Source organism: Kitasatospora sp. NPDC048286 (assembly GCF_043201735.1).
Lineage (GTDB): Bacteria > Actinomycetota > Actinomycetes > Streptomycetales > Streptomycetaceae > Kitasatospora.
Window position 1 is genome coordinate 102,448 of the sequence record NZ_JBICZE010000012.1, and the last position, 23,253, is coordinate 125,700.

A 23,253-nucleotide genomic window follows, 5' to 3' on the forward strand; every position below is an offset into this window, starting at 1 on the left:
CACGGGAGGTCCGGGCCGGCTACGGCACCACCTGGTCCAACGATTCCTACTCGGCCGGTGTTCCGGCAGCGTCCTTCTTGCGGCGGCCGATGAGCACGGCCGCGCCGCAGGCCAGCAGGCCTCCGAGGGCCAGCGTCCACTCCGGGGCGGCACCGACCCGGTCGGCCACCGTGGTGCCGTCGCGCAGCGGGACGGTGGCCGACAGCTCGGCCGCCGTCAGCTCCTCGGTGCGCTGCTGGACGCTGCCGTCCGGAGCGATCACCGCGCTGATGCCGCTGGTGGCGGCGATCAGCACCGCCCGGCCGTGCTCGACGGCCCGCAACCGGCTCATCGCCAGCTGCTGCTCGGGCTGGCCGGTCCTGGCGTACGTCGCGTTGTTGGTCTGGACGACCAGCACCCGGGCGCCGCTGTCCACGGTGTCGCGGACGATCTCGTCGTACGCGACCTCGAAGCAGATCACGTCGCCGATCCGGGCCGGACCGAGCTGCATCACGCCGTTGTGGTCGCCGGGGTAGAAGTCCCGGGCGACCCGCTGGAGGCGGGTGATCACCGTCATCAGCTGGGCGCGGAAGGGGACGTACTCGCCGAACGGGACGGGGTGCTGCTTGGTGTAGGAGGCGCCGGGGCCGGTGACCGGGTCCCAGACGATGCCCTCGTTCTGGACGTGCTGCGCGTCCGGTCCGTCCACCAGGGTGCCGACCAGGGTGGGCACGCCGATCGCCTTGACCGCCTCGTCGATCCGCTGGCGGGCCAGCGGGTCGCTGAACGGGTCGAGGTCGGAGGAGTTCTCCGGCCAGATCACGATGTCGGGGCGCTCGACCTTGCCGGCCCTGATGTCGGCGGCGAGCCGCTCGGTGGCCGAGGCGTGGTTGTTGAGGACCATCATCGGGCGGCCCAGGAAGTCCATGCCCGGGTTGGGCACGTTGCCCTGGACGATGGCGACCTTGACGGTGTCGGCGGCGGCCGTGGGCACCGGGACGAGGTAGCCGGCCAGCAGCGCGGCCACCGCGCCGAGCGCCGCCAGCGCGGCGGCCTTCGGGGCCTTCGCCGGCCCGCGCAGGCGCAGCGCGGCCCAGGCCAGCAGGGCGCCGGACAGGGCGACCGCGAAGGTCACCAGCGGGGCGCCGCCGAGCGCGGCCAGCGGGGTGTACGGGGTGGCGGTGTTGGCGAAGGCGAGCCGGCCCCAGGGGAACCCGCCGAGCGGCAGCCGGTCCCGGGCCCACTCCTGGGTGATCCACAGGCAGGCCGCCCAGAGCGGCCAGCCGGGCAGCCGGGAGGTGACGGCCAGCGCGCCGCCGAGCAGGGCCAGGAACAGCGCCTCCACGACGGACAGGCCGATCGTGGCGTCCCAGCCGACCACCCGCAGCCAGCTGAGCAGCATCAGGAAGAACGGCAGGCCGAACGCGAAGCCGGTCCACAGCCCCTGGCGGAAGGTGCGGCCCCGGGTGAGCAGCGAGAGCGCGGCGACGCCGAGCAGCGACAGCGGCCACAGGTCGTACGGCGGGAAGGCGAGGGCCAGCAGCAGGCCGGCCAGCGCGGCGAGGCCGGTGCGGGGCAGCCCGGCGCGGACCTTGGCGAGCGCGCGGGCTCCGCGGCTCGGTCGGGGCGCCGGCTCCTGCGGCTCGGGGACGGCCTCGGACCGTTCCTGGGTGACGGGAGTGGCCACCGGCGCACCATCTTCCTGGGGCTTGCTGTTCGGACGCTGTGCGAAGAAGGTACCCCGGAACGTCGGTGGCCCGTGAGGTGAGGGTGGTAGGGCCGTCCCACCGGTCGGCTCGGACCCGGGAGTGCCCGGTGGTACGGCACCCGGGGTCAGCGCGGGGCGTAGCGGAACTCCCGTAGGGGCCACCGGGTGGTGAGCCAGTCGGAGACGGCGCGGTACAGCGGCGCGTCCAGGTGGGCGCGGTCGGCCCGGACCCAGGAGCTGACGGAGACCGCGGACGGGTCCTCGCGGTCCGGGTAGATGTAGACGCAGCCGATCACCTCGTCGCGGTCGGGTTCCAGGACGGTGTAGGTGAAGCCGGTGCGGGCCTCGAAGTCGGCGGCGTGCCGGCGCAGGTCGGCGAGGTTCCGCTCCAGGGGCATCCCGGCGGCGGGAGGCCAGTGGCGGCCGGCCCAGCCGGGGGTGGCGCGGATGTGCTCGATGCTGCCGCTCCAGGCGGCGTGGTCGGAGGCGTTGTGCCGCTCGCCCAGGGGCTCCAGGCGGAACTCCGGGGCGAGCAGCTCGCGCGGGACGGTGAAGTCGGCGGGCACCAGTTCGGTCATGGCGGTCAACCTAGGGCGCGGCGGCCCGCCGCTCCACGGGGTTTACCGCTGGTGCACCGTGCGGCCGCGGACCACGGTGCGCAGGCAGGTCGGCAGCGGGTGGCCCGGGGTGAGGTCGGGCAGGCCGGGGGTACCGGAGCGCGGGTCGGTGGACCAGCCGGCCACCCGGGAGTCCGGGGCCTGGACGACCAGCTCGCCGGCCGCCCAGATCGCGAAGCTGGCGACCGCGCCGGGGACCAGGACGCCGTCCTGGTCCCGGCCGATTGCGCGCCAGCCGCCCCGGGTGTGGGCGGTGAAGGCTGCCCGCACCGAGATCCGGTGGTCCAGGGTCTGGTGGAAGGCGGCGGCCCGTACGGTGCCCCAGGGGTCGAGCGGGGTGACCGGGGCGTCCGAGCCGAAGGCCAGCGGGACGCCGGCCCGCAGCAGCCCGGCGAAGGGGTTGAGGGCGGCCGCCCGCTCGGCGCCCAGGCGCTGGACGTACATGCCCTCGGGGCCGCCCCAGGCGGCGTCGAAGGCGGGCTGGACGGAGGCGGTCAGGCCGAGTTCGGCGAAGGCGGCGACGGCCTCGTCGTCCAGGGCCTCGGCGTGCTCGACGCGGTGGCGCAGGGCCTTGACCCGGTCGGCGCCGACCCGGGCGCCGGCCGCCCGGACGCCCTCGATCACCGCGGCGACGGCCGCGTCGCCGATGGCGTGGAAGCCGGCCTGGAGCCCGGCCTCGGTGCAGGCGGCGACGTGGTCGGCGACCTGCTCGGCGGTCAGGTAGGCGGTGCCGGTGTGCTCCGCGTCGGAGTACGGGTGGTGCAGGCAGGCGGTGTGCGAGCCGAGCGCGCCGTCCACGAAGAGGTCTCCGCCGGCGCCCACCGCGCCGAGCCTGCGGGCGGTCTCGACGCCGCCCAACTCGCCCCAGTACCCGAAGACTTCGGGCCCCTCGTGCTCGGCGGCCAGGGCCAGCAGGGCGGCCAGGTCGGTCTCCGAGGAGATCTCCGGGCCTGCGCACTCGTGCAGGGCGCCGATGCCGAGTTCGGCGGCGCGGGCCAGGGTGGCGCGCTGGGCGCGGCGGCGCTGCTCGGGGGTGAGGTGGGCCAGCGCGGTCTGCCGGACGGCGTGGTGGGCGTCCTTGGTGAGCGGGCCCTCGGGGTCGAACCCGGGCGCCTCTGCCAGTCCCTCGGTGAGGGTGCGCAGCGCGGTGGTGGCGAGCGCGGAGTGCACGTCGGTGCGGGAGAGGTAGAGCGCGGCACCGCGGGCGGCGGCGTCGAGTTCGGCCGGCGTGGGCGGGCGGCCCTCGGGCCAGCCGGTCTCGTCCCAGCCGTGGCCGATCAGCACCCCGCCGGGCTCGGGCCGGGCGTCCACGAAGGCGGTGACGGCCTCCAGGGCGGCGGCCAGCGAGGGGCTGCCGGTGAGGTCCAGACCGGTGAGTGCCAGACCGGCGGCGGTGACGTGCACGTGGGCGTCCACGAAGGCGGGGGTGACCAGGGCGCCGTCCAGCTCGACGATCTCGTCGGCGGTCGCGGCGTACGCCTCGGCGGCGCCGTCACTGCCGACCCAGGCGACGTGCTCGCCCTCCACGAGCATCGCGGTGGCGAAGGGGTCGGCGGGACTGTAGACGGCGCCGCCGCGCAGCAGGACGGTCCGGAGATTGCGTTCGGTCATGCGGCCAAGTCTGCACGTCACCGGTTCCTCCGCGGAGACCGGCCCGCGGTTCAGAGCTTCGGGGGACGCGCCTCGTACGGGGTGGACAGTACGACGGTGGTGCGGGTGGAGACGCCGGCGGCACTGCGGATGCGGGCGAGGAGGTCCTCGAGGTCGCCTGGGGCGCCGACGCGGACCTTCAGTATGTAGTTCTCGTCGCCTGCGACGCTGTGGCAGGCCTCGATCTCGGGCAGGCCGGCCAGCCGCTCGGGGGTGTCGTCCGGGGCGCTCGGGTCGAAGGGCTTGACCGAGATGAACGCGGTCAGTGCCAGGTCGACGGCGTCGGGGTCGATGATCGCGGTGTAGCCGCGGATCACCCCGCGCTGTTCGAGGCGGCGCACCCGCTGGTGCACCGCCGAGGTGGACAGGCCGGTGGCCTTGCCCAGGTCCGTGTAGCTCATCCGGCCGTCTTCGAGGAGCAGCTGGACGATGCGTTGGTCGAGATCCTCCACAGTGCGCAAACCTACCCGGTCGGGAGCACGGGGGGCGCACGAGGTGGCACAGGACAGGACCGCAGGTGCCGGGCGGGCACATGCCGGGCGAATGTGGCATCCGGTGTGGCCAAGGACACACCCGGTGCATCACGGTGCACGGGAGCGCAGGGTTATGAGTCCGGATCACAGGGAATTGCTGGTTGTGGCCCTGGACGACCACGCCGGGCCCGATCCTAGGGGGATCCTCATGCCTGCTACTGACCAGCGCGTGCTGGGCGCCGACGAGACCGACGATATGACCGACCGCGAGGACCTCGCGGTCGACCACATGCCGGGCACCGACCCGGGCGAGGCGGAGAACTGGGACATCTTCCGGGTCGACTGCCCCGAGTGCCGCCGCCCGATCGCCCTGGTCGCGGACGAGGAGCGGCTACCGCAGCACGCGCTGCTGCCGACCGCCTGGAACCCCTTCTCCCCCGCGATCTGCCCGGGTTCCGGCACGCCGACGGACGACCTGGCCGAGGTCGAGGCCCCGGAGGACGCCGAGCCGGCCCGGTTCGACGCGCTGTTCAAGCTCCCGACCGGGCTGGACTGGCGGACCCAGCCGTTCTCGCACGCGGTCGCGCACCGGCCGGTGCGGCTCGCCGCGGTCGCCCCCGCTCCGGCGGCGCCCGCCCTCCCGACCGTCGCCGCGCTGCGGGCCGCGATCCCCGAGCAGCGCCGCCGCCGTCCGGCGCTGGCCGGCCGCACCGCCAAGGCGAGCTGACACGCCACCGGGAACGCCTCCGGCCGTCACTCCGCACCCTGGAGTGACGGCCGGAGGCCGTGTGGAGGAAAGGCCTCAGGCCTTCGTGAGGTGGCGGCCGATCACCAGCCGCTGGATCTGGTTGGTGCCCTCGACGATCTGCAGCACCTTGGCCTCGCGCATGTACCGCTCGGCCGGGAAGTCCTGGGTGTAGCCGTAGCCGCCGAGCACCTGGACGGCGTCGGTGGTCACCCGCATCGCCGCGTCGGTGCAGAACAGCTTGGCCATCGCCGCCTCCTTGGAGAACGGCCGACCTGCGTCCTTCAGCCGTGCCGCGGCCAGGTAGAGCGAGCGGCCGGCCTCGATCTGGGTGGCCATGTCGGCGAGCATGAAGGACAGGCCCTGGAACTCGGCGATCGGGCGCCCGAACTGGCGCCGGGTGCGGGCGTAGTCGACGGCGAGGTCGAGCGCGGCCTGGGCGACGCCTATCGCGCAGGCGGCGATGCCGAGGCGGCCGGAGTCCAGCGCGGCGAGCGCGATCTGGAAGCCCTGCCCCTCCTCGCCTATCAGCCGCTCGCGGGGCACCCGGGCGCCGTCGAAGTGCAGCTGCGCGGTCGGCGAGGAGCGCATGCCCATCTTGTGCTCAGGCGGGGCCGCGGAGAGGCCCTGCTGGTCGCCGGGGACCAGCAGGCAGCTGATGCCCTTGGGACCGTCACCGCCGGTGCGCACCAGGGCGCTGTAGAAGTCGGCCCGGCCGCCGTGGGTGATCCAGGCCTTGGTGCCGTTCATCACGTACACGTCGCCGTCGAGGTCGGCGCGGGTGCGCAGCGCCGCCGCGTCGGAGCCGGACTGCGGCTCGGAGAGGCAGTAGGCGCCGAGCTGCTCGCCGGAGAGCATGGCGGGCAGCCAGGTGTCGCGCTGCTCGCCGGTGCCGAAGGTGGCCAGCGCGTGGCAGGAGAGGGTGTGCACGCTGACGCCGAGGCCGACGGCCAGCCAGCCGGCCGCGAGCTCCTCCAGCACCTGCAGGTACACCTCGTAGGGCTGTTCGCCGCCGCCGTGCTTCTCGTCGTACGGGAGGGAGAGCAGGCCGGCCTCGCCGAGGGTGCGGAAGACCTCTCGCGGGAAGCGGCCCGCGGCCTCGTCCTCCGCCGCACGGGGCTGGAGCTCGCGCTGGACCAGGTCGCGGGTGAGGCTCAGCAGCTCGCGGGCCTCCTCGCTGGGCAGCTGGCGCTCCACGGCTTTCACAGGGGAGGGGGTCATGGCGGTGGTCGCCTCCTCGATCGGGCGCCGGACCGAGGTGTCGGCTGACCCGGCGTGGGTGTGGCTGGTCGGACCGACCGGCACCGGGTTGCGGTGAACGGCCGTTCACAGTCGTGGCGAAGGCGAGTATGCCCGAAACCCGCGTCGGCGTCACGACCTGCACAGATGATCTGTCCGCAGTGGCGGGCTACGGCACCGTAGGGTTGACGTTGTGGCTGCATCCGAACCCTTCCCGCCCCGCCCCCGGCCCGCTCCGGACGACCGGCTGACCGCGCTCGCGGCGGAGCTGCGCGCGCTGCCGCCCTCCTGCGGGCCGGTGCGGCTGGTCGCGGTGGACGGGCACGCGGGCTCGGGCAAGACCACCTTCGCCGGACGACTGGCGGCGGCGCTCGGCGGGGCCCCCGTGGTCCACCTCGACGACCTGGCCACCCACAGCGAGCTCTTCGGCTGGACCGGACGGCTGCGCGAGCAGGTGCTGGAGCCGCTGACGGCCGGGCAGGACGCCGAGTACCGGGTGTACGACTGGACGCTGCGCCGCTTCGCGGGCACGGCGCGGGTGCCGGCCGCCCCGGTGGTGCTGGTGGAGGGGGTCGGCGCCGGGCGGCGGGCGGTGCGGCCCTGGCTGGCCCGGGTGATCTGGATGGAGTTGGACGCGGCCTCGGCCCGGCGGCGCGGCGAGGAGCGGGACGGTCCGGATCTGGCCGAGTTCTGGGCGGGCTGGGCCCGGGCCGAATCGGCGCATTTCGCCGCCGATCCGAGCCGTCCGTACGCCGCGACGCGGGTCGACGGGGTGACCGGCCGGATCGCCCCGGGCACCGTGGGTGAACCTTCAACCATCGCCTTGACCTGCGACGTCGCCAGGATCTAGGTTCTCCCCAGCCGCCGGAACCACAGCTTCCGGCCGCCTCGGACCCGGCGCCCCCGGCTTGTTCCCCCGTGAGCCGGGGACGCCGTCCGGTCCGTTTCCGAAACTCGCTCCCCCACCGCCCGTTTCCTCGTCCGAGCGCTCAAGAGCCGCTCGCGCGTTCACATTTGACCCTGTACGGCACCCTTCCGGATCAGCCCCGCGCCGGTACGATTCCTGGCAGGCGCATATGCGCGACAGGGGGTCGACGACCACCGGCCAGGCTGGGCGCAGGCGACTCGCCGGCCGAGCCCCGGCCGCACCGCGGGGGGCGTGAGTGACGACGGTGGACAGTTCCGACAGCACGGCGGGTGGGCCGGACCGGCTCGCCGACCGCGCCTGGCTGCGCGCCATGGACGCGTACACGGCCGGTGCGTACACCCGGGCCGAGGAGGAGTTCCGGGCCGCCGTCCGGCTGGACCCGGGCATGGCCGACGCCTGGCTCGGACTGCACGCGCTGCGCAGCGACACCTCGGCCGCCCTGCTGGCCATGTACCGCCACCAGAAGCGGTTCGGCGAGCAGCGGCGGCTGCACCGACGGCCGCTCAGCTCCTGGTACTGGCTGGGCTGGTGGGTCCAGCCGGTGCTGGAGGACGCCCGCGACCTCGCGCTGGCACACGCCTCGCACTGGCTGGACGGCCGCCACCTGGCCGAGCTGGACGGGGCGCTGGAGCAGTGCCCGGCACCCGGCGAGGACCCGTCCGCCCGCTTCCTGTACGCCTGCCGGTCCTACCTGCTCAAGGACTGGGAGCAGTTGATCCGGGACACCGACCGGCTGCTGGACGACCCGCTGCTCGGCATCGAGGCCGGGCTGTTCGCCGGCATGGCGCGGGTGCGCCTCGACATGTGCGCCCAGGCGCAGGCCCCGCTGGCCGCCTCGCTGGCCCGCTGCCGCTCCGAGCAGCCGCAGCGCAAGGAGCTGCGGTACTGGCTGGCCCGGGCGTACGAGGGGGCCGGGCGCAGCGCCGCGGCGCTGCCGCTCTACCGGGCGGTGCACCGGGCGGATCCGGCGTTCATGGACGCCGCGGCCCGGCTGACGGCCATCTCGGCCGAGGACGGGCTGGCGGACGGACTCACCGACGTGCTCGCGGACGGGCTGCCGACGGGCGGGCGCCCGGGTGCGGGCGACGCCGCGGGACCGGGCGGGCCGGGTGTCGACGCCGGGTTTCCGGAGGAGGCCGGGTTCGCCGGACTGCCCGGGTACGGCGAGGAGTTCGGGGACGCGGCGGGCGGGCCGAGCGGCGCGACCGTCTCCGGCGACGGGGTGTCGAACGGCACCGTACCGACCGGCGGGTTCCCCGACGGCGGGCCCTCGGTGAACGCCACCCTGGCGGAGGCCGGACTGGTCGACGCCGGACTGATGGACGCCGGACCGGTCGACGGCCCCCCGGCGGACGGGGCCCTGAACGGTGGCGGCCCGACCGGCGGCGCCCTGCTGGACGGCTCGCCGGCCGACGGCGCGCCGCAGGCCGCCGGGGAGCGCTCCGGCTCGGGCGCGCCGCCCGGCGGCGCCGCCGTACCACCGTCACTGCCCGCCCTCGGCCGGGTACAGCCCCGCGCCGCCGCCGTGCCCGAGCCCCGGGCCGGCGGCGACGAGCGGGAGCTGGACGCGGCCCTGACGGAACTCTCGCTGATGGTCGGCATGGAGCCGGTCAAGCGCCAGGTACGGGCACTGTCCGCCCAGTTGAGAATGTCCCGACTGCGGGCCGAACAGGGCCTGCCGGTCCAGCCGCCGAAGCGCCACTTCGTCTTCTCCGGCCCCTCGGGCACCGGGAAGACGACCGTGGCCCGCATCCTCGGCCGGGTCTTCCACGCCCTCGGGCTGCTCTCCGGCGACCACCTGGTGGAGGCCCAGCGCGCCGACCTGGTGGGCGAGTTCCTCGGCCAGACCGCCGTGAAGGCGAACGAGCTGATCGACTCCGCGCTGGACGGCGTGCTGTTCATCGACGAGGCGTACAGCCTCTCCAACTCCGGCTACACCAAGGGCGACGCGTACGGCGACGAGGCGCTCCAGGTGCTGCTCAAGCGCGCCGAGGACAACCGGGACCGGCTGGTGGTGATCCTGGCCGGCTACCCCGAGGGGATGAACCGGCTGCTCGCCACCAACCCCGGCCTCAACTCCCGCTTCACCACCAGGGTCGACTTCCCCAGCTACCGCCCCGGCGAGCTGACCGCGATCGGCGCGGCGCTGGCCGGCCGGGACGGCGACGGCTGGGACGAGGACGCCGCCGAGGAGCTGGCCAGCATCTGCACCCACGTCGTGCGCGAGGGCTGGATCGACGAGCTGGGCAACGGCCGCTTCATCCGCACCCTGTACGAGAAGTCCTGCGCGTACCGGGACCTGCGGCTGTCGCTGCTGCGGGAGCCGCCGGGCCGGGAGGACCTGGCCACTCTGCGGCTGCCGGACCTGGTCCAGGCGTACGGGGAGCTGATCGACGGCCGGGGCTGAGCGGCGGCCGGGGCCGAGGGGGCGGCCAAGCGGGCGGGCGGCCGCGGCCGATCGGCGTCCGCGGGCGAGCGGGAGGGCAAACCGTTCAGCCCTGGAGGAGCGCGGCCTCCCGCGCCCGGTCCAGCCCGACCGTGGCCCGGTCGGCCCGCTGCGGCGCGCTGCCGCCGATCGACCGCAGCCAGGCCCAGGTGTCCTCGACGGTCTCGGCGACCGGGCGGCAGCGCAGCCCGGCACCCAGCGCGCGCTCGACCGAGCCGGTGTGCAGGAAGTCGTACAGCTCGCCGGGCGCCAGCCAGATCGGCAGCTCGGTCCATGGCTCGACGCCCGCCGCGAGGATCCGCTCCGGGTCCGTCCAGCGCAGTTCGGCGTCCGAGCCGGTCGCCCGTACGCAGGCCTCCAAGAGCTCGCCCATGGTGGCGTGGCCGGACGGGCCGACCAGGTTGTACGGGCCGCCGAGCCGGGCGACCACGGCGTCCAGGGTCCAGGCCGCGAGGTCGCGCACGTCGATGTACTGGAGGGGGAGCTCGCGCGGGCCCGGGGCGAGCACCGGGCCGCCCTCGGCGATCCGGTCGAGCCACCAGGGCAGCCGGCCGATGTCCTCGTACGGGCCGATGATCAGCCCGGCGCGGGCCAGCAGCGCCCGCCCGCCGAACTCCGCCTCCAACGCCAGTTCCGCGCCGCGCTTGGTCTCGGCGTAGGGCACCTCGCCGGTGAGGTCCGGGGAGGAGTCGACCACCGGCGCGGCCTCGCCGGCTCCCGGCACCAGCGGGTAGTCGTACACCGACCGGCTGGAGACGTACGCGTAGTGGCCGACCCTGCCGTTGAGGAAGCGGGCGCTGTCGCGCACCGCCGCGGGCGCCCAGGACCAGGTGTCCACCACCGCGTCCCACTCCCCCGTGCCGAGCGCCGCGAGGCCGCCCTCGGCGGTGCGGTCGCCCGTCAGCTGCCGGACGCCCTCGGGCGCGGGCCGCGTGCCGCGGTTGAGGGCCGTCACCTCCCAGCCCCTGGCCAGCGCCTCCTCGGCGACGGCCCGTCCGACGAACTTGGTTCCACCCAGCAGGAGAAGTCTCATGCCCACCACCCTGGTGTCAGGGTGGTGGGCATGGAACGGCTGCCTGCTGTCAGCAGAATCGCCGGGAGCGAACACTCGTCGGTGAGGGCCCGCGCGGGGGCGGTCGTCAGGCCGTGGCGCGGTGGTCCGGGTCGTGCATCTCGCCGACCAGCTCCTCCAGCACGTCCTCCAGCATGACCACGCCGAGCGTGCGCCCGTCCTGGTCCAGCACGGCGGCCTGGTGGCAGGTGGCCCGGCGCATCGCCCCGAGGGCGTCGTCCAGCGGGAGGCTGCCGCGCAGCACCGTGATCGGCCGCCACAGGCGGGCCGGAACGGGCGCCGACGGGTCCTCCACGTCGAGGATGTCCTTGAGGTGGACGTAGCCGAGGTAGCCGTGGCCGGCCGGGTCCCCGTCGGTGACCGGGAAGCGCGAGAAGCCGGTGCGCAGCGCCAGCTCCTCGACCTCGGCGGCGGTCGCCTTGGTGTCCACGGTGACCAGCTGCTCGGGCTTGAGCAGCACCTCGGTGACCGGGCGTTGGCCCAGCTCCAGGGCGTCCTCCAGGCGCTCCTGGCGGCTCTCGTCGAGCAGGCCGGCGTCCCGGGAGTCCACCAGCAGGTACATCAGCTGCTCGGTGGTGAAGACCGACTCGACCTCGTCCTTGGCATCCACCCGGAACAGCTTCAGGATGCCGTTGGCGAAGGCGTTCAGCACCCGGATCACCGGGGCGAGCCAGCGGGCCAGCCGGTCCAGCGGCGGGCCGAGCCAGAGCGCGGCCCGCTCGGGGCCGGCCATGGCCATGTTCTTCGGCACCATCTCGCCCATCACCATGTGCAGGAAGACCACGACGGCGAGCGAGATCCCGTACGAGAGCGGGTGCATCAGGCCGGACGGGACGCCGATCGCGTGGAACGGGCCCTCCAGCAGGGAGGCGATGGTCGGCTCGGCGAGGGCACCGAGGCCCAGCGAGCAGACGGTGATGCCGAGCTGGGCGGCGGCCAGCATCGCGGAGACGTTGGACAGCGCGTGCAGCACGGTGCGGGCACGCTTGTGCCCGGCCTCGGCGAGCGGCTCGATCTGGCTGCGGCGCACCGACACCACGGCGAACTCGGCGCCGACGAAGAAGGCGTTGCCGAGCAGGAGCAGCAGCGCGACGGCCAGTTGCAGGGCGGTCACCGGCTCTCCTCCCGGTCCTCGTCGAACAGCACGGGCGCGGTGGTGCGCTCCACCCGGACCGCGGTGGTGCGGTGGCGGTCGACACCGGTCACGGTGAAGCGCCAGCCGGGCAGCTCGGCCCGCTCGCCCACCTCGGGGAGCTTGCCGAGCAGGTCGGAGACCAGGCCGGCCAGGGTCTCGTACGGCCCGTCCGGGGCGTTCAGGCCGATCCGCTCCAGCTGGTCGATCCGGGCGCGGCCGTCGGCCTCCCAGACCGGCAGGCCGTCGACGGGCGGCAGCGGCAGCAGCTCGGGGTGGTCCTCGGGGTCGTGCTCGTCCTGCACCTCGCCGACGATCTCCTCCACGATGTCCTCGACGGTGACGACGCCGGCGGTGCCGCCGTACTCGTCGACCACGATGGCCATCGGCTGGAGCCGGCGCAGCCGGTCGAGCAGCCGCTCGGCGGGCAGCGTCTCGGGCACCAGCAGCGGCGGCGAGGACAGCTCGCCGACCGGGACCAGGCCGCGCCGGTCGGCCGGGACGGACAGGGCGTCCTTGAGCGTGACGATGCCGGTGACCTCGTCCAGGCTGTCGGTGTAGACCGGGAAGCGGGACAGGCCGGTGGCCCGGGTCAGGTTGATGACGTCGGAGGCGGTGGCGTTGCGCTGGAGCGCGGCCACGTCCACGCGCGGGGTCATCACGGACTCGGCGGTCAGGTCGCTCAGGGCCAGGGTGCGGACGAACAGGGTCGCCGACTCCTCGTCTATCGCGCCGGCCTTGGCCGAGTGGCGGGCCAGCGAAACCAGCTCGTCCGGGGTACGGGCGTGCCCCAGCTCCTCCTGCGGCTCGATGCCGAAGGCCCGGACGGTCCGGTCGGCGGTGCCGTTCAGGAAGCTGATCAGCGGGCGGCAGACGAAGGAGAACGCCATGTGCGGGGCGGCGACCGCGCGGGCCACCTGGAGCGGGCGGGAGATCGCCCAGTTCTTCGGCACCAGCTCGCCGATCACCATCTGGACGACGGTGGCCAGCACCATGCCGACGACCACGGAGACCCCGCGGGCGGCCGAGTCGGGCACGCCGATGCCGGACATGACGGGTGCGAGCAGGGTGGACAGGGCCGGCTCGGCGAGCATGCCGACCACCAGCGAGGTGACGGTGATGCCGAGCTGGGCGCCGGAGAGTTCGAAGGAGAGGTGCCGCAGGGCCCTGGCGACGCGGTGGGACTTGGCGTCGCCCGCCTCGGCGGAGCGCTGCACCTCGCCGCGCTCGACGGTCACGAAGGCGAACTCGGCGGCCACGAACAGGCCGTTGGCGAGGATCAGGAGAACGGCTGCGAGCAACAGCAGCCAGGCGGTGATCACAGTGCCGCCTTCCTTCCGGAGGTCGGAAGCGAGGCGGCGCAGGTACTACCGGACGGATCGTCCATCGAGGGGGAGTGTCACTCCTCAGGTCGGGTTCGGGCACTCGATTCGGGGCAGGGTGAACTTTGCCCCGCTTTTACCAGCGTAGACCATACCCGGATGGGCGAAAGAAGGCCGTTCGGCCTGCCGGGGCCACGGAACCGCAGGTGGGAAGCGGCCCCGAGCCCGGATCAGGGCTCGCTTCCGGGCTCGTTCAGACTCAGCCCCGGGCCCGGATCAGGGCTCGGAGCCGGGTGTGGGCTCAGGCCTGGGCGTGCTGTTCGACCAGGTCGCGCAGCGTGCGGGCGTCCGCGATCGCCTGGGCCTTGCCGACGCCGGGCTGGATACCGACCGCGGCGAGCGAGGTGCCGTCGGAGAGGTCGAGGGTGGCCCACGGGTCGCCCTGGCGGAGGTTGACCCGGACGATCTCGGCCCAGGCGAGCCGGCGGCGGCGGACGAAGTTGACCACGGTCACGCCGTCCGCGTCGGCGCTCACCCGCGGGCGGGCCAGCATCAGGCCGACGGCGGCGAACAGGACCCCGCTGGCCGTCATCATGATCCGGTCGTTCAGTTGCCAGTTCTCCGGGAGCAGCACGGCCATCGCGGAGAACAGCACCACCAGCAGCACGCAGACCGGGAGCAGCACGGCGCGGGTGCGGCGCGGGGCCCAGGTGACGGGGAACTGGACGGGCGGCGTGGACACGTGGGGTCTCCGGGGGTGGATCTGGTTGCGGCAGCACGAGGGGCGGGGACGCGGTCGGCGTCCCCGCCCCATTGAACCGTTCTTTACCCGCGGACCGGCGGGCAGGTCACCCGGGCGCGCCGGTCACCGGGCGCCGGGCGCCCGGCGCGCGGGCAGGTCAGAGGCGGCAGGCGTGGATGTTGGTGACCAGGATGGCCCGGGCGCCGATGCCCCACAGGTCGTCCATGATCTGCTGGGCCTCCTTGCGGAGCACCATCGAGCGCACCGCGACCCAGCCCTCGGTGTGCAGCGGCGAGACGGTCGGCGACTCCAGGCCCGGGGTCAGCGCGACGGCGGCGCCCACCTTCTCGGCGCGGATGTCGTAGTCCATCAGCACGTAGCGGCGGGCCACCAGCACGCCCTGGAGGCGGCGCAGGAACTGCTCCACCCGGGCGTCCTCGCCCGCGCCCTTGGGCCGGATCACCACCGCGTCGGAGACCAGGATCGGGTCGCCGAACACCTCCAGGCCGGCGTTGCGCAGGCTGGTGCCGGTCTCCACCACGTCGGCGATCACGTCGGCGACGCCCAGCTGCACCGCGGTCTCGACCGCGCCGTCCAGCTTGGTGACCGTCGCCTTCACGCCGTGGTCGGCCAGGTGCTGCTCGACCAGGCCGGTGTACGAGGTGGCGATCCGCAGGCCCTCCAGACCCTTGACGTCCTCGACGTCCACGCCCTCGGGACGGGCGAAGCGGAAGGTCGACCCGGCGAAGCCGAGGGCGAGCACCTCCTCGGCGTTGGAGTGCGAGTCCAGCAGCAGGTCGCGGCCGGTGATGCCGACGTCGAGGCGGCCGGAGCCGACGTAGACGGCGATGTCGCGCGGGCGCAGGAAGAAGAACTCCACCTCGTTGTTCGGGTCGACGAGGACGAGCTCCTTGGGGTCCTTCCGCTGGCGGTAGCCGGCCTCATGGAGCATCTCCGCCGCGGGACCCGAGAGAGAACCCTTGTTGGGGACGGCGATGCGCAGCATGGGAGGTTGCTTCCTTACCTGTTGGGAGGACGGGTGTGCTCGGGCGAGCGGGGGGTGTCTAGAGGTACTTGTAGACGTCGTCGAGCGTCAGGCCGCGGGCGATCATCATCACCTGCAAGTGGTAGAGGAGCTGCGAGATCTCCTCCGCCGTCTGCTCGTCCGACTGGAACTCGGCGGCCATCCACACCTCGGCGGCCTCCTCGACGACCTTCTTGCCGATCGCATGGACGCCCTGCTGGACGAGCTGCGCGGTACGGGAGGACGAGGGGTCGCCGGTGGCGGCCTTCTGCTGGAGCTCGGCGAAGAGCTCCTCGAATGTCTTCGAAGCCATGATGGGGCCACCTTACGGCGTGCGGGCGGACAGACGGTAAACGGTCCCGGAGCGTGGACAGTCCAGTGGACGTTCCGCGCTCCGGGACCGGGGCGGCCGGGGTCAGCGCGCGGCGCGCAGCACCACGGCGGTGGCGACGGCGGCGGTGACGGCCTCGTGGCCCTTGTCCTCGGCGGAGCCCGGCAGGCCCGCGCGGTCGATCGCCTGCTCCTCGTTGTCGCAGGTCAGCACGCCGAAGCCGACCGGGACGCCGGTGTCCACGCTGACCTGGGTGAGGCCCGAGGTGGCGGCCTGGCAGACGTAGTCGAAGTGCGGGGTGCCACCGCGGATCACCACGCCGAGGGCCACCACGGCGTCGTAGCCGCGCTCGGCGAGGCGCTTGGCGGCGACCGGCAGCTCGAAGGTGCCGGGCACCCGCAGCACGGTCGGCTCGGCGACCCCCAGCTCCTTGAGCGCGCGGTGGGCGCCGTCCAGCAGGCCGTTCATCACGGTGTCGTGCCACTGGGCGGCGACGACGGCGACCTTGAGGTCGGCGGCGCCGTCGATGGTCAGCTGGGGGGCTCCGTGGCCGCTCATGTCTCGTACTTCCTGTCTGTGCGGTCTGTCGCTGGCTGTCTTCGGTCGGGGTTGGCTCGGACCCGGTCGGGGTCGGTTCGGACCCGGTCGGGGTCGGTTCGGACCCGGTCGGGGTCGGTCAGGCGCGGTCGGGGTCGGTCAGGCGCGGTCGGGGTCGGTTCAGGAACCGAGGCCGGGCAGGTCGTGGCCCATCCGGTCGCGCTTGGTCCGCAGGTAGTGCACGTTGTGCTCGCCGGGCGCGATCTCGACGGCTTCGCGCCCCTTCACCTTGAGCCCGTGGTCGGTGAGCGCGGTCAGCTTCCGCGGGTTGTTGGTCAGCAGGGTGAGCGAGCGGACGCCGAGGTCCACCAGCATCTGGGCCGCGATGCTGTAGTCCCGGGCGTCGGCGGGCAGGCCGAGGTCCAGGTTGGCGTCGACGGTGTCCCGGCCCTGCTCCTGGAGCTCGTACGCGCGCAGCTTGTGCGCCAGGCCGATCCCCCGGCCCTCGTGGCCGCGCAGGTACAGCACCACGCCGCGCCCGGCCTCGGCGACCCGCCGCAGCGAGGCCTCCAGCTGCGGGCCGCAGTCGCAGCGCAGCGAGCCGAAGACGTCACCGGTCAGGCACTCGGAGTGGACCCGCACCAGGACGTCCTCGTCCTGCGGCAGCCGCCCCTCCGCGTCCAGGCCGCCGGCCACCAGCGCGAGGTGCTCGACGCCGTCGATGGTGCCCTTGTAGCCGACGGCGGTGAACTCCCCGTGCACGGTGGGCAGGGCGGTGACGGCGGCCCGGTCGACGTGCAGCTCGGTGCGGCGGCGGTAGGCGATCAGGTCCTCGATGGAGATGATCGCGAGGCCGTGCTCGCGGGCGAAGGCGACCAGCTCGGGCAGCCGGGCCATGGTGCCGTCGTCGTTGACCACCTCGGCGATCGCGCCGGCCGGCGGCAGCCCGGCGAGCCGGGCCAGGTCGACGGCGGCCTCGGTGTGGCCGGGGCGGACCAGCACGCCGCCCTCGACGGCGCGCAGCGGGAAGACGTGCCCGGGGCGGGTGAGGTCGCCGGGCTCGGTGCCGGGCGAGGAGAGCAGCCGTACGGTGCGGGCGCGGTCGGCGGCGGAGATGCCGGTGTCGACCCCCTCCCGGGCGTCCACCGAGACGGTGTACGCGGTGCCCTTGCGGTCCTCGTTGACCTGGGTCATCGGCGGGAGCCTGAGGCGGTCCAGCTCCTCGCCGGTCATCGGGGCGCAGATCACGCCGGAGCTGTAGCGGATGGTGAAGGCCATCAGCTCGGCGGTCGCGGCGGAGGCGGCGAAGACGAGGTCGCCCTCGTTCTCCCGGTCCTCGTCGTCGACCACGACCACGGCGCGGCCGAGGGCGATGTCGGCGATCGCGCGCTCGACCGGGTCGAGGACGAGCTCGGGCTCGGGCTGGGATTCGGACTGGGCTTCGGGCCGGGTGGCGCCGCTGCTGCTGGACGGGTTCTCGGTCATCTCGGTCATGCCGTGGCTCCCTGGGGGACGGAGGCGGACTTGGCGCGCGACTCACGGGTGCTCAGCCACCAGGAGCGCAGGCCGAGCAGCACCAGGACGAAGTAGACGGAGTAGGTGAGGCCGGAGAAGGTGTAGCCGCTGTTGAAGGCGAACGGGACGCCGACCACGTCGACCGCGATCCAGGCGAACCAGAACTCCACCCAGCCGCGGGCCTGGGCGACCATCGCGGCCAGCGTGCCGACGAAGATGTAGGCGTCCGACCAGGGGCTCCAGGACAGGCTGGGGAAGGACGTGAAGAGCAGGGCGAGCGCGACCGTGCCGACCGCCGTGCCCGCCACCAGCACGAGCCGCTCGGGCCAGCGCGCGAACCGTACGGCGATCGTGCCGCCCTCGCGGCGGCCCCGCTGCCACTGCGCCCAGCCCCAGGAGGCGGTGGCGATCACGATCAGCTGCTTGCCGATCAGGCCGGGGACGTGGCCGCCGAGGTACGCGGTGATCAGCACCGCGCCGGACAGCAGCTGGACCGGCCAGCTCCAGACCGAGCGGCGCCAGCCGAGCGCGAGCCCGCCGAGGCCGAGGATGTTGCCGATCATGTCGGCCCACTTGACGTGTTCGCCGAGGACGGTGAACGCCTCGCCGCTGAGCCAGCTCACTGGGACTCCCCCGGGGTTCCGCCGACCGGGAGGTCGGACGGGTCGGACTGGTTGGACTGGTCGGGCTGGTTGGACGCGCTGGACGGGTTGGGCAGGTCCGACAGATGGGGCAGGCCGGGCAGCGTGCGGGACTCCAGGAGGCGCTCGACGTACTTCGCGAGCACGTCCACCTCCAGGTTCACGCCCTCCCCGACGCCCTTGGCGCCGAGCGTGGTCAGCGCGAGGGTGGTCGGGATGAGGCTGACGGTGAAGCTGTCCTTCGCGGCCTCCACCACGGTGAGGCTGACGCCGTCGACGGTGATCGAGCCCTTCTCCACCAGGTAGCGGGAGATGGTCTCGGGCAGCGAGAACCGCAGTACCTCCCAGCGCAGGTTGCCCGCCGCGTCGCGCTCGCCGGGCTCACGGCTCAACAGCCGCCCGGTGGCGTCGACATGGCCCTGGACGAGGTGGCCGCCCAGTCGGGCGCCGAGCGCCATGGCGCGCTCCAGGTTGACCCGGGAGCCGGGCGCCAGCTCGCCGAGGCTGGAGCGGTGCAGCGTCTCGGCCATCACGTCGGCGCTGAACTCGCCGGTGCCGGCGGCCAGTTCGTCCGGGCTGTCGACGACGGTCAGGCACACGCCGTTGACCGCGATGGAGTCGCCGTGCCTGGCACCCGTACAGACCACCGGGCCGCGCAGACGGATCCGCGAGGAGTCGCCGATCTCCTGGATCGACACGACCTCGCCGAGCTCTTCGATGATGCCGGTGAACACCCGGGTTCTCCTCGCGCTTGGGGCGCGGACTCCGGGGCGGCATGGGAGATGACACGGACGGGCACCGGCGCACGGGCCCGGGGCACGACCCGTCGCCGGGGATGCCGAGGCCGCCGGGAGATCGCTCGCCCGGCACGGGAGACACCGCTCCCGTCGTTCACCTGACCGGGGCCCGGGAGGCAGTCTCCTGCCGCTGGACCCACGGGTACTGCTCTTCGTCCGCCCGCGCACGCCTCCCATCCGGACTTTAACCGTCGGTCCAGGAATTTCACCTGGTCAACCGGCCGCTGGCTGCGGACGGGTCGCGGACTGTAACCGCCGGTTCGGATTTTCACCGACCCCGGAGTGCGCTGAACGTCACTGCTTGATGCCGTCATTGTGCCACGGACGGCGCAACGGCAGGGAGACCCTCGTGCTGTGGCCTGTTTCACGGGCCTGCGGGGAATGCGCGGCAAGCAGCGAGGTGCGGCCCGCGCCCAGGAGCGGCTGTCGCTCATGGGGAGGCGGGGTCGGTGATCGAGGTGAAGTGGGTGACCTCCGGCGGGTGGGCGAGGTAGCTCAGCTCGCCCTCCGACCCGACCGGCCGGATCCGCCACATCGGCCCCGCGTACCCGCGCAGGGCCTCCTCGTCGCGCCAGCGGCTCAGCACCAGCACCCTGTGCCCGTCCTCGGACACCGAACGCAGCAACTCGCCGCCGAAGCAGCCGTCGGTCCGCCCGAGCTGCGGGATCACCTGGGCGGCCAGGTGCGCGCAGAACTCCTCGATGCGCCCGGCCAGGACCTGCCCGGTCCAGATTCTGACGATCACGACCACCACCTCCGGCTGCGGCTGGCGTCCCTCGCCCGGTCCCGCTGGTCCTCGGCCCGGTGGTCTCCCTGACCGGCTGGTCGCCGACCTGTTGGTCGCTGATCTGCCGGTCCCTGACCTGTTGGTCGCTGACCTGCTGGTCCCTGATCTGCTGGTCGCTGACGTGGTGGGCTCCGACCCAGTGGTCCCTGGCCCCCATTATGAGCGTAAAACCGCTGGTGGGGAGGGGTGGGCAGAGGATTTCGCGAAGGGCGGCGGCGGGGCGCCGGAGGGTGACGGGGCACCGGCGGGACGGGGACCGCCGGGCGGCCTCGACTACATTCCCGGTATGACGACCACACCGGAATCTGCCGTTTCGTCAACCACCGTGCCGAACCTGCCGGGCAGCCTGTTCGACGCCCTCCACGCGGGCGCGCTCAGCGACCCCGCCCAGCTGCGCGAGATCTACGAGCAGCCGAGCGACCAGGCGCGCCGCAAGCAGGTCGACCACCTGCACGACGTCGCCCGGCGCCTGATCGCCTGCTCCCCGCTGGTGTTCGTGGCCAGCTCGGACGCCGCCGGGCGCTGCGACGTCTCCCCGCGCGGCGGGCCGGCCGGGCTGGTCTCGGTGCTCGACGAGTACACCCTGGCCATTCCGGACGCCACCGGCAACAAGCGGTTGGACACCCTGCACAACATCCTGGAGACCGGCCGGATCGGGCTGCTCTTCGTCGTCCCCGGCCGGGACGCCACGCTGCGGGTCAACGGGCGGGCCTGCGTCTCGACCGACCCGGAGCTGCTGCGGCAGCTGACGGCCGTCGGCAAGCCGCCGCGCAGCGCGATCGTGGTCGCCGTCGAGGAGGTGTACGGGCACTGCCCGAAGGCCTTCCTGCGGTCCTCGGCGTGGAAACCGGAGAACTGGCTCGCCACGGACGCGCAGCCGAGTTCGGCGGAGGTCACGCTCTCGCACCTGCGGGACGAGTCGCTGACGCTGGAGATCATCGAGCGGTACGAGCGGGAGGCACTGCTGTACCGGTACGAGTGAGGCAGCGGGGGCTGCGGGGGTGGCGGGCGGCTTCGCTCGTCGCGGGTGCCCGGCGGCCGGTCCGGACGGGCCGGGGGCCGGGCGGCGCGCTCGGGCCGCATTGGGGCCCGGCCGCGTCGGGGCTCAGGCCGCCTTGGGGACGTCCACCACGGTCGCGCCGTCGGCGGCCCGCTGGACCGCCTGGACGCCCTTGTGGGCGGCGTCCTTGCTGGCGTAGCCCTGGCCGGTGGCGACGATCTCGCCGTTGAGCGCCTTGAGCCGGAACCGGTACTTGCCACCGGCGTCCTGGTAGATCTCGAACTTGCCCGACATCCGGGCCACCTCCTCGCGGGGCCTCCTCGCGGACGCTCGGTGCGCCCGCCGTCGGCCCCCGGCGCCACCGTGCGCCCGGCACCGGGGCGGCCGCACCCGGGCGACAGCCGGACGGGTGAAGCGGGATCCACGGCGGTTTGCGGGGGTGCCGGGACAGCTGCCGGTGGTTTGAATGGACGGATGGACTGCGTCTTCTGTGCGGTCGTGGCGGGCGAGGAGCCGGCGCACCGGGTGCTGGACGACGAGGCGGCGGTGGCCTTCCTGGACCGTCGGCCGCTCTTCCCCGGACACGTCCTGGTCGTCCCGCGCACCCACCACCCGACGCTGGCCGACCTGCCGACCGCCGGGGTCGGGCCGTTCTTCCTGCGGGTGCAGCGGGTGGCGGCGGCCGTCGAGCGCGGTCTGGGGGCCGCGGGCACCTTCGTGGCGGCGAACAACCGGATCAGCCAGTCGGTGCCGCACCTGCACGTCCACGTGGTGCCGCGCAATCCGAAGGACGGACTGCGCGGGTTCTTCTGGCCGCGGCGGCGGTACCCGGACGAGGCGGGGGCGGCGGAGGTCGCGGCCCGGCTGCGGGCGGCGCTGGAGGACTGAGCGAGGACCGAGGGGGTGCGGGAGGGGGTACCGGAGGGCGACCGACAGGGGGACCGGAGGGGGACGGGCGAGGCGCCGAGGGTGTACGGACTCCGGCAGGGCGTACGTCCGCGGGAGCATCGGCGGGGGTGGATATCGTTTTCCGGGCGGACGATCCGGCCGGTCGGGGCGCCTAGGCTCGCGACCATGAACGAACTCGCCTGCCTCGTGCAGCAGACGGCCGACCGGCTCGCGAACCGACACGTCGGGGCGGTGGTCGCCGGGCTGGCCGGCGGCGAGGTGGAGATCCGTGGCGCCGGGCGGACGGGGCCGGGCGGCGGGGTGCCCGGGCCGCACACCCTGTTCGACATAGGCTCCGTCACCAAGGTGTTCACCTCTCTGGTGCTCGCGCGGCTGGCCCTCGACGGTGCGGTCCGGCTGGACGAGCCGCTCGCCGAGGTGCTCACCGGGGCCTCGGACGGGCGGGCCGTCGTCCCGGCCAAGGGCCCGCAGCCGATCACCCCGCGGCACCTCGCCACCCACACCTCGGGGCTCCCCCGGCTGCCCCGGGGCATGGCGAGGCAGTCGCTGCTGTCCCCCAACAAGGCCGATCCGTACGCCGACTGCACCGTCGAGCGGGTGCTCGACGGGCTCGCCCGGACACGGCTGCGGGCAGCACCCGGGCGGAGCTTCCGCTACTCCAACCTCGGCGCGGGCCTGCTCGGCCTGGCCCTCGCGCAGCGCTCCGGCGTCGGGTACGAGGAGTTGGTGGCGCGCGAGGTCTGCGCACCGCTGGGCCTGGTGGACACCTGTGTGCGGCCGGACGGGGAGCGGTCCGCGCGGCTGGCGCACGGGCACACCCCGGGCGGCCGGCCGGTGCCGCACTGGAGCTTCGCGGCCGTGCCCGGCATGGGCGGGCTCCGGTCGACCGCCGCCGACCTCGTGGTGTTCCTGCGCGCCCAACTGGCCGCCGAACGCTCGCCGGACGCGCCGTTGTCGCCGGCGATCGCGCTCACCCGGGAGACCCGCCACCGGGTCAACCCGTTCGCCTGGACGCACCTGGGGTGGCTCGGGCACCGGCTGCACACCCAGCAGGGCGGGCACCTCCAGGTCTGGCACAACGGGGGCACGGGCGGGTTCCGTTCGTTCGTGGCCTTCGACCCGGAGAAGCAGGTGGGCGTGGTGGTGCTGGTCAACACCCGCCGGTCGGCCGATCCGGCGGGCACGGCGCTGCTGCGCAGGCTGCAGAACGGGTTCGCGCCGACGGGGTGAGGGCGCGGGGGTCCGCCCTTCCGCCGGATGTGCCGATCGGCACTGTCGCCGGGCCCGGCGAGGAGTCGATCCTGAGCATCCGATGGTTGCGGCTCCCCCGAGGGGCCCGTGGAGCGCAAGGAGCTCGGCGTGACGGTTGTGCTGCCGGCGGTTGTGCTGTCGATGGTTGCGCTGTCGACGGTTGTGCTGCGGCCCGGGCGGGCGTTGGCATCCGGGTGGGGGTTGGTGCCCTGGCAGGCGTTGGCGCCCGGCCAGGGAGGCGCCGGTCCCGTTCGTCACCACCCCAGTGACGGGAGCTCTCGGCCGGGGCGCGATGATGGCGGGGGCGATTCGGGCCAAAAGGTGCTGATTGGCACTGTCGCCAGGGGCGGCGGGCGGTCGATGCTGGGGATCCGTCAGTCGCGGTTCCGACAGGGGAATCCACCGAGC

23 protein-coding genes and 1 riboswitch are annotated in these 23,253 nt (G+C 73.9%); of the genes, 6 read left to right on the plus strand and 17 right to left on the minus strand.

Annotated elements, in window-relative coordinates:
• Window positions 1-46: 46 nt before the first annotated feature.
• The 4 genes from lnt to ACGF13_RS27495 form a co-directional block, all read right to left on the minus strand.
• On the minus strand, window positions 47-1,666 hold the full coding sequence (lnt, locus tag ACGF13_RS27480; RefSeq protein ID WP_392879917.1) for an apolipoprotein N-acyltransferase: 1,620 nt from the start codon (window positions 1,664-1,666) through the stop codon (window positions 47-49).
• 146 nt (window positions 1,667-1,812) lie between these two features.
• Window positions 1,813-2,265, minus strand: a complete 453-nt coding sequence (locus tag ACGF13_RS27485) for an N-acetyltransferase (RefSeq protein WP_392879920.1) — start codon at window positions 2,263-2,265, stop codon at window positions 1,813-1,815.
• Between the two features lie 42 nt (window positions 2,266-2,307).
• Window positions 2,308-3,915 (minus strand): amidohydrolase, encoded by a 1,608-nt coding sequence (locus tag ACGF13_RS27490; RefSeq protein ID WP_392879922.1) that lies wholly within the window; start codon window positions 3,913-3,915, stop codon window positions 2,308-2,310.
• A gap of 50 nt (window positions 3,916-3,965) precedes the next feature.
• A complete protein-coding gene (locus tag ACGF13_RS27495) occupies window positions 3,966-4,406 on the minus strand; it encodes an Lrp/AsnC family transcriptional regulator (protein WP_045694655.1) in 441 nt (146 codons plus the stop codon).
• Between the two features lie 229 nt (window positions 4,407-4,635).
• Here ACGF13_RS27495 and ACGF13_RS27500 point away from each other — a divergent pair, with 229 nt between their 5' ends.
• Window positions 4,636-5,154, plus strand: a complete 519-nt coding sequence (locus ACGF13_RS27500) for a hypothetical protein (RefSeq protein WP_392879925.1) — start codon at window positions 4,636-4,638, stop codon at window positions 5,152-5,154.
• Window positions 5,155-5,229: 75 nt separating this feature from the next.
• On the opposite strand, the gene ACGF13_RS27505 is transcribed toward ACGF13_RS27500, so the two are convergent.
• Window positions 5,230-6,393, minus strand: coding sequence for an acyl-CoA dehydrogenase family protein (locus ACGF13_RS27505; RefSeq protein WP_392879927.1), 1,164 nt, complete (start codon window positions 6,391-6,393; stop codon window positions 5,230-5,232).
• Window positions 6,394-6,604: 211 nt separating this feature from the next.
• Here ACGF13_RS27505 and ACGF13_RS27510 point away from each other — a divergent pair, with 211 nt between their 5' ends.
• Window positions 6,605-7,261 (plus strand): uridine kinase, encoded by a 657-nt coding sequence (locus tag ACGF13_RS27510; RefSeq protein WP_392879929.1) that lies wholly within the window; start codon window positions 6,605-6,607, stop codon window positions 7,259-7,261.
• A gap of 388 nt (window positions 7,262-7,649) precedes the next feature.
• Window positions 7,650-9,746 carry an AAA family ATPase gene (locus tag ACGF13_RS27515; protein ID WP_392880286.1) on the plus strand — a complete coding sequence of 699 codons (2,097 nt, stop codon included), beginning with the start codon at window positions 7,650-7,652 and terminating at the stop codon, window positions 9,744-9,746.
• A gap of 85 nt (window positions 9,747-9,831) precedes the next feature.
• Here ACGF13_RS27515 and ACGF13_RS27520 read toward each other — a convergent pair whose 3' ends face one another.
• From ACGF13_RS27520 to ACGF13_RS27570, 11 genes are all read right to left on the minus strand, one after another.
• Window positions 9,832-10,818, minus strand: a complete 987-nt coding sequence (locus tag ACGF13_RS27520; protein WP_392879932.1) for an NAD-dependent epimerase/dehydratase family protein — start codon at window positions 10,816-10,818, stop codon at window positions 9,832-9,834.
• A 106-nt stretch (window positions 10,819-10,924) separates the two neighbouring features.
• On the minus strand, window positions 10,925-11,971 hold the full coding sequence (locus ACGF13_RS27525; protein WP_392879934.1) for a hemolysin family protein: 1,047 nt from the start codon (window positions 11,969-11,971) through the stop codon (window positions 10,925-10,927).
• Entirely contained in the window at window positions 11,968-13,311 is a 1,344-nt protein-coding gene (locus ACGF13_RS27530) for a hemolysin family protein (protein ID WP_392879935.1), read from the minus strand. Before ACGF13_RS27530 ends, ACGF13_RS27525 begins: the two co-directional genes overlap by 4 nt.
• A gap of 301 nt (window positions 13,312-13,612) precedes the next feature.
• Window positions 13,613-14,053, minus strand: coding sequence for a PH domain-containing protein (locus tag ACGF13_RS27535; RefSeq protein WP_392879937.1), 441 nt, complete (start codon window positions 14,051-14,053; stop codon window positions 13,613-13,615).
• A 157-nt stretch (window positions 14,054-14,210) separates the two neighbouring features.
• The gene (gene hisG / locus ACGF13_RS27540) at window positions 14,211-15,059 is read right to left on the minus strand and encodes an ATP phosphoribosyltransferase (protein WP_392879938.1); all 849 of its coding nucleotides are present in this window, start codon (window positions 15,057-15,059) and stop codon (window positions 14,211-14,213) included.
• A 58-nt stretch (window positions 15,060-15,117) separates the two neighbouring features.
• Entirely contained in the window at window positions 15,118-15,390 is a 273-nt protein-coding gene (locus ACGF13_RS27545; protein WP_097238956.1) for a phosphoribosyl-ATP diphosphatase, read from the minus strand.
• A gap of 102 nt (window positions 15,391-15,492) precedes the next feature.
• Complete coding sequence (gene ribH, locus ACGF13_RS27550; RefSeq protein ID WP_392879939.1) at window positions 15,493-15,966, minus strand: 6,7-dimethyl-8-ribityllumazine synthase; 474 nt, start codon at window positions 15,964-15,966, stop codon at window positions 15,493-15,495.
• 159 nt (window positions 15,967-16,125) lie between these two features.
• Window positions 16,126-17,439 carry a bifunctional 3,4-dihydroxy-2-butanone-4-phosphate synthase/GTP cyclohydrolase II gene (locus ACGF13_RS27555; protein WP_392879940.1) on the minus strand — a complete coding sequence of 438 codons (1,314 nt, stop codon included), beginning with the start codon at window positions 17,437-17,439 and terminating at the stop codon, window positions 16,126-16,128.
• Entirely contained in the window at window positions 17,436-18,083 is a 648-nt protein-coding gene (locus tag ACGF13_RS27560) for a nicotinamide riboside transporter PnuC (RefSeq protein WP_392879941.1), read from the minus strand. Before ACGF13_RS27560 ends, ACGF13_RS27555 begins: the two co-directional genes overlap by 4 nt.
• Window positions 18,080-18,835 (minus strand): riboflavin synthase, encoded by a 756-nt coding sequence (locus ACGF13_RS27565; protein ID WP_392879942.1) that lies wholly within the window; start codon window positions 18,833-18,835, stop codon window positions 18,080-18,082. Before ACGF13_RS27565 ends, ACGF13_RS27560 begins: the two co-directional genes overlap by 4 nt.
• 224 nt (window positions 18,836-19,059) lie before the next feature.
• A riboswitch (FMN riboswitch) is annotated at window positions 19,060-19,187 on the minus strand.
• A 141-nt stretch (window positions 19,188-19,328) separates the two neighbouring features.
• Entirely contained in the window at window positions 19,329-19,643 is a 315-nt protein-coding gene (locus ACGF13_RS27570) for an antibiotic biosynthesis monooxygenase family protein (RefSeq protein WP_392879943.1), read from the minus strand.
• Window positions 19,644-19,971: 328 nt separating this feature from the next.
• Here ACGF13_RS27570 and ACGF13_RS27575 point away from each other — a divergent pair, with 328 nt between their 5' ends.
• Window positions 19,972-20,667: an MSMEG_1061 family FMN-dependent PPOX-type flavoprotein gene (locus tag ACGF13_RS27575; protein WP_392879945.1), complete on the plus strand. Its 696-nt coding sequence runs from the start codon at window positions 19,972-19,974 to the stop codon at window positions 20,665-20,667.
• A gap of 123 nt (window positions 20,668-20,790) precedes the next feature.
• On the opposite strand, the gene ACGF13_RS27580 is transcribed toward ACGF13_RS27575, so the two are convergent.
• Entirely contained in the window at window positions 20,791-20,979 is a 189-nt protein-coding gene (locus ACGF13_RS27580; protein WP_392879946.1) for a YegP family protein, read from the minus strand.
• A 180-nt stretch (window positions 20,980-21,159) separates the two neighbouring features.
• On the opposite strand from ACGF13_RS27580, the gene ACGF13_RS27585 reads away from it, so the two are divergent.
• Window positions 21,160-21,573: an HIT family protein gene (locus ACGF13_RS27585; RefSeq protein ID WP_392879949.1), complete on the plus strand. Its 414-nt coding sequence runs from the start codon at window positions 21,160-21,162 to the stop codon at window positions 21,571-21,573.
• Window positions 21,574-21,759: 186 nt separating this feature from the next.
• Complete coding sequence (locus ACGF13_RS27590) at window positions 21,760-22,824, plus strand: serine hydrolase domain-containing protein (RefSeq protein ID WP_392879951.1); 1,065 nt, start codon at window positions 21,760-21,762, stop codon at window positions 22,822-22,824.
• The last annotated feature ends 429 nt before the right edge of the window (window positions 22,825-23,253 follow it).

Bases quoted from the DNA above. Each gene is read 5' to 3' on its own strand.
- ACGF13_RS27555 (WP_392879940.1), bottom strand. From the start codon at position 17,439: ATGACCGAGATGACCGAGAACCCGTCCAGCAGCAGCGGCGCCACCCGG.
- ACGF13_RS27585 (WP_392879949.1), top strand. From the start codon at position 21,160: ATGGACTGCGTCTTCTGTGCGGTCGTGGCGGGCGAGGAGCCGGCGCAC.
- hisG (WP_392879938.1), bottom strand. From the start codon at position 15,059: ATGCTGCGCATCGCCGTCCCCAACAAGGGTTCTCTCTCGGGTCCCGCG.
- ACGF13_RS27505 (WP_392879927.1), bottom strand. From the start codon at position 6,393: ATGACCCCCTCCCCTGTGAAAGCCGTGGAGCGCCAGCTGCCCAGCGAG.
- ribH (WP_392879939.1), bottom strand. From the start codon at position 15,966: ATGAGCGGCCACGGAGCCCCCCAGCTGACCATCGACGGCGCCGCCGAC.
- ACGF13_RS27590 (WP_392879951.1), top strand. From the start codon at position 21,760: ATGAACGAACTCGCCTGCCTCGTGCAGCAGACGGCCGACCGGCTCGCG.
- ACGF13_RS27490 (WP_392879922.1), bottom strand. From the start codon at position 3,915: ATGACCGAACGCAATCTCCGGACCGTCCTGCTGCGCGGCGGCGCCGTC.
- ACGF13_RS27580 (WP_392879946.1), bottom strand. From the start codon at position 20,979: ATGTCGGGCAAGTTCGAGATCTACCAGGACGCCGGTGGCAAGTACCGG.
- ACGF13_RS27520 (WP_392879932.1), bottom strand. From the start codon at position 10,818: ATGAGACTTCTCCTGCTGGGTGGAACCAAGTTCGTCGGACGGGCCGTC.
- ACGF13_RS27485 (WP_392879920.1), bottom strand. From the start codon at position 2,265: ATGACCGAACTGGTGCCCGCCGACTTCACCGTCCCGCGCGAGCTGCTC.
- ACGF13_RS27545 (WP_097238956.1), bottom strand. From the start codon at position 15,390: ATGGCTTCGAAGACATTCGAGGAGCTCTTCGCCGAGCTCCAGCAGAAG.
- ACGF13_RS27500 (WP_392879925.1), top strand. From the start codon at position 4,636: ATGCCTGCTACTGACCAGCGCGTGCTGGGCGCCGACGAGACCGACGAT.
- ACGF13_RS27515 (WP_392880286.1), top strand. From the start codon at position 7,650: ATGGACGCGTACACGGCCGGTGCGTACACCCGGGCCGAGGAGGAGTTC.
- ACGF13_RS27575 (WP_392879945.1), top strand. From the start codon at position 19,972: ATGACGACCACACCGGAATCTGCCGTTTCGTCAACCACCGTGCCGAAC.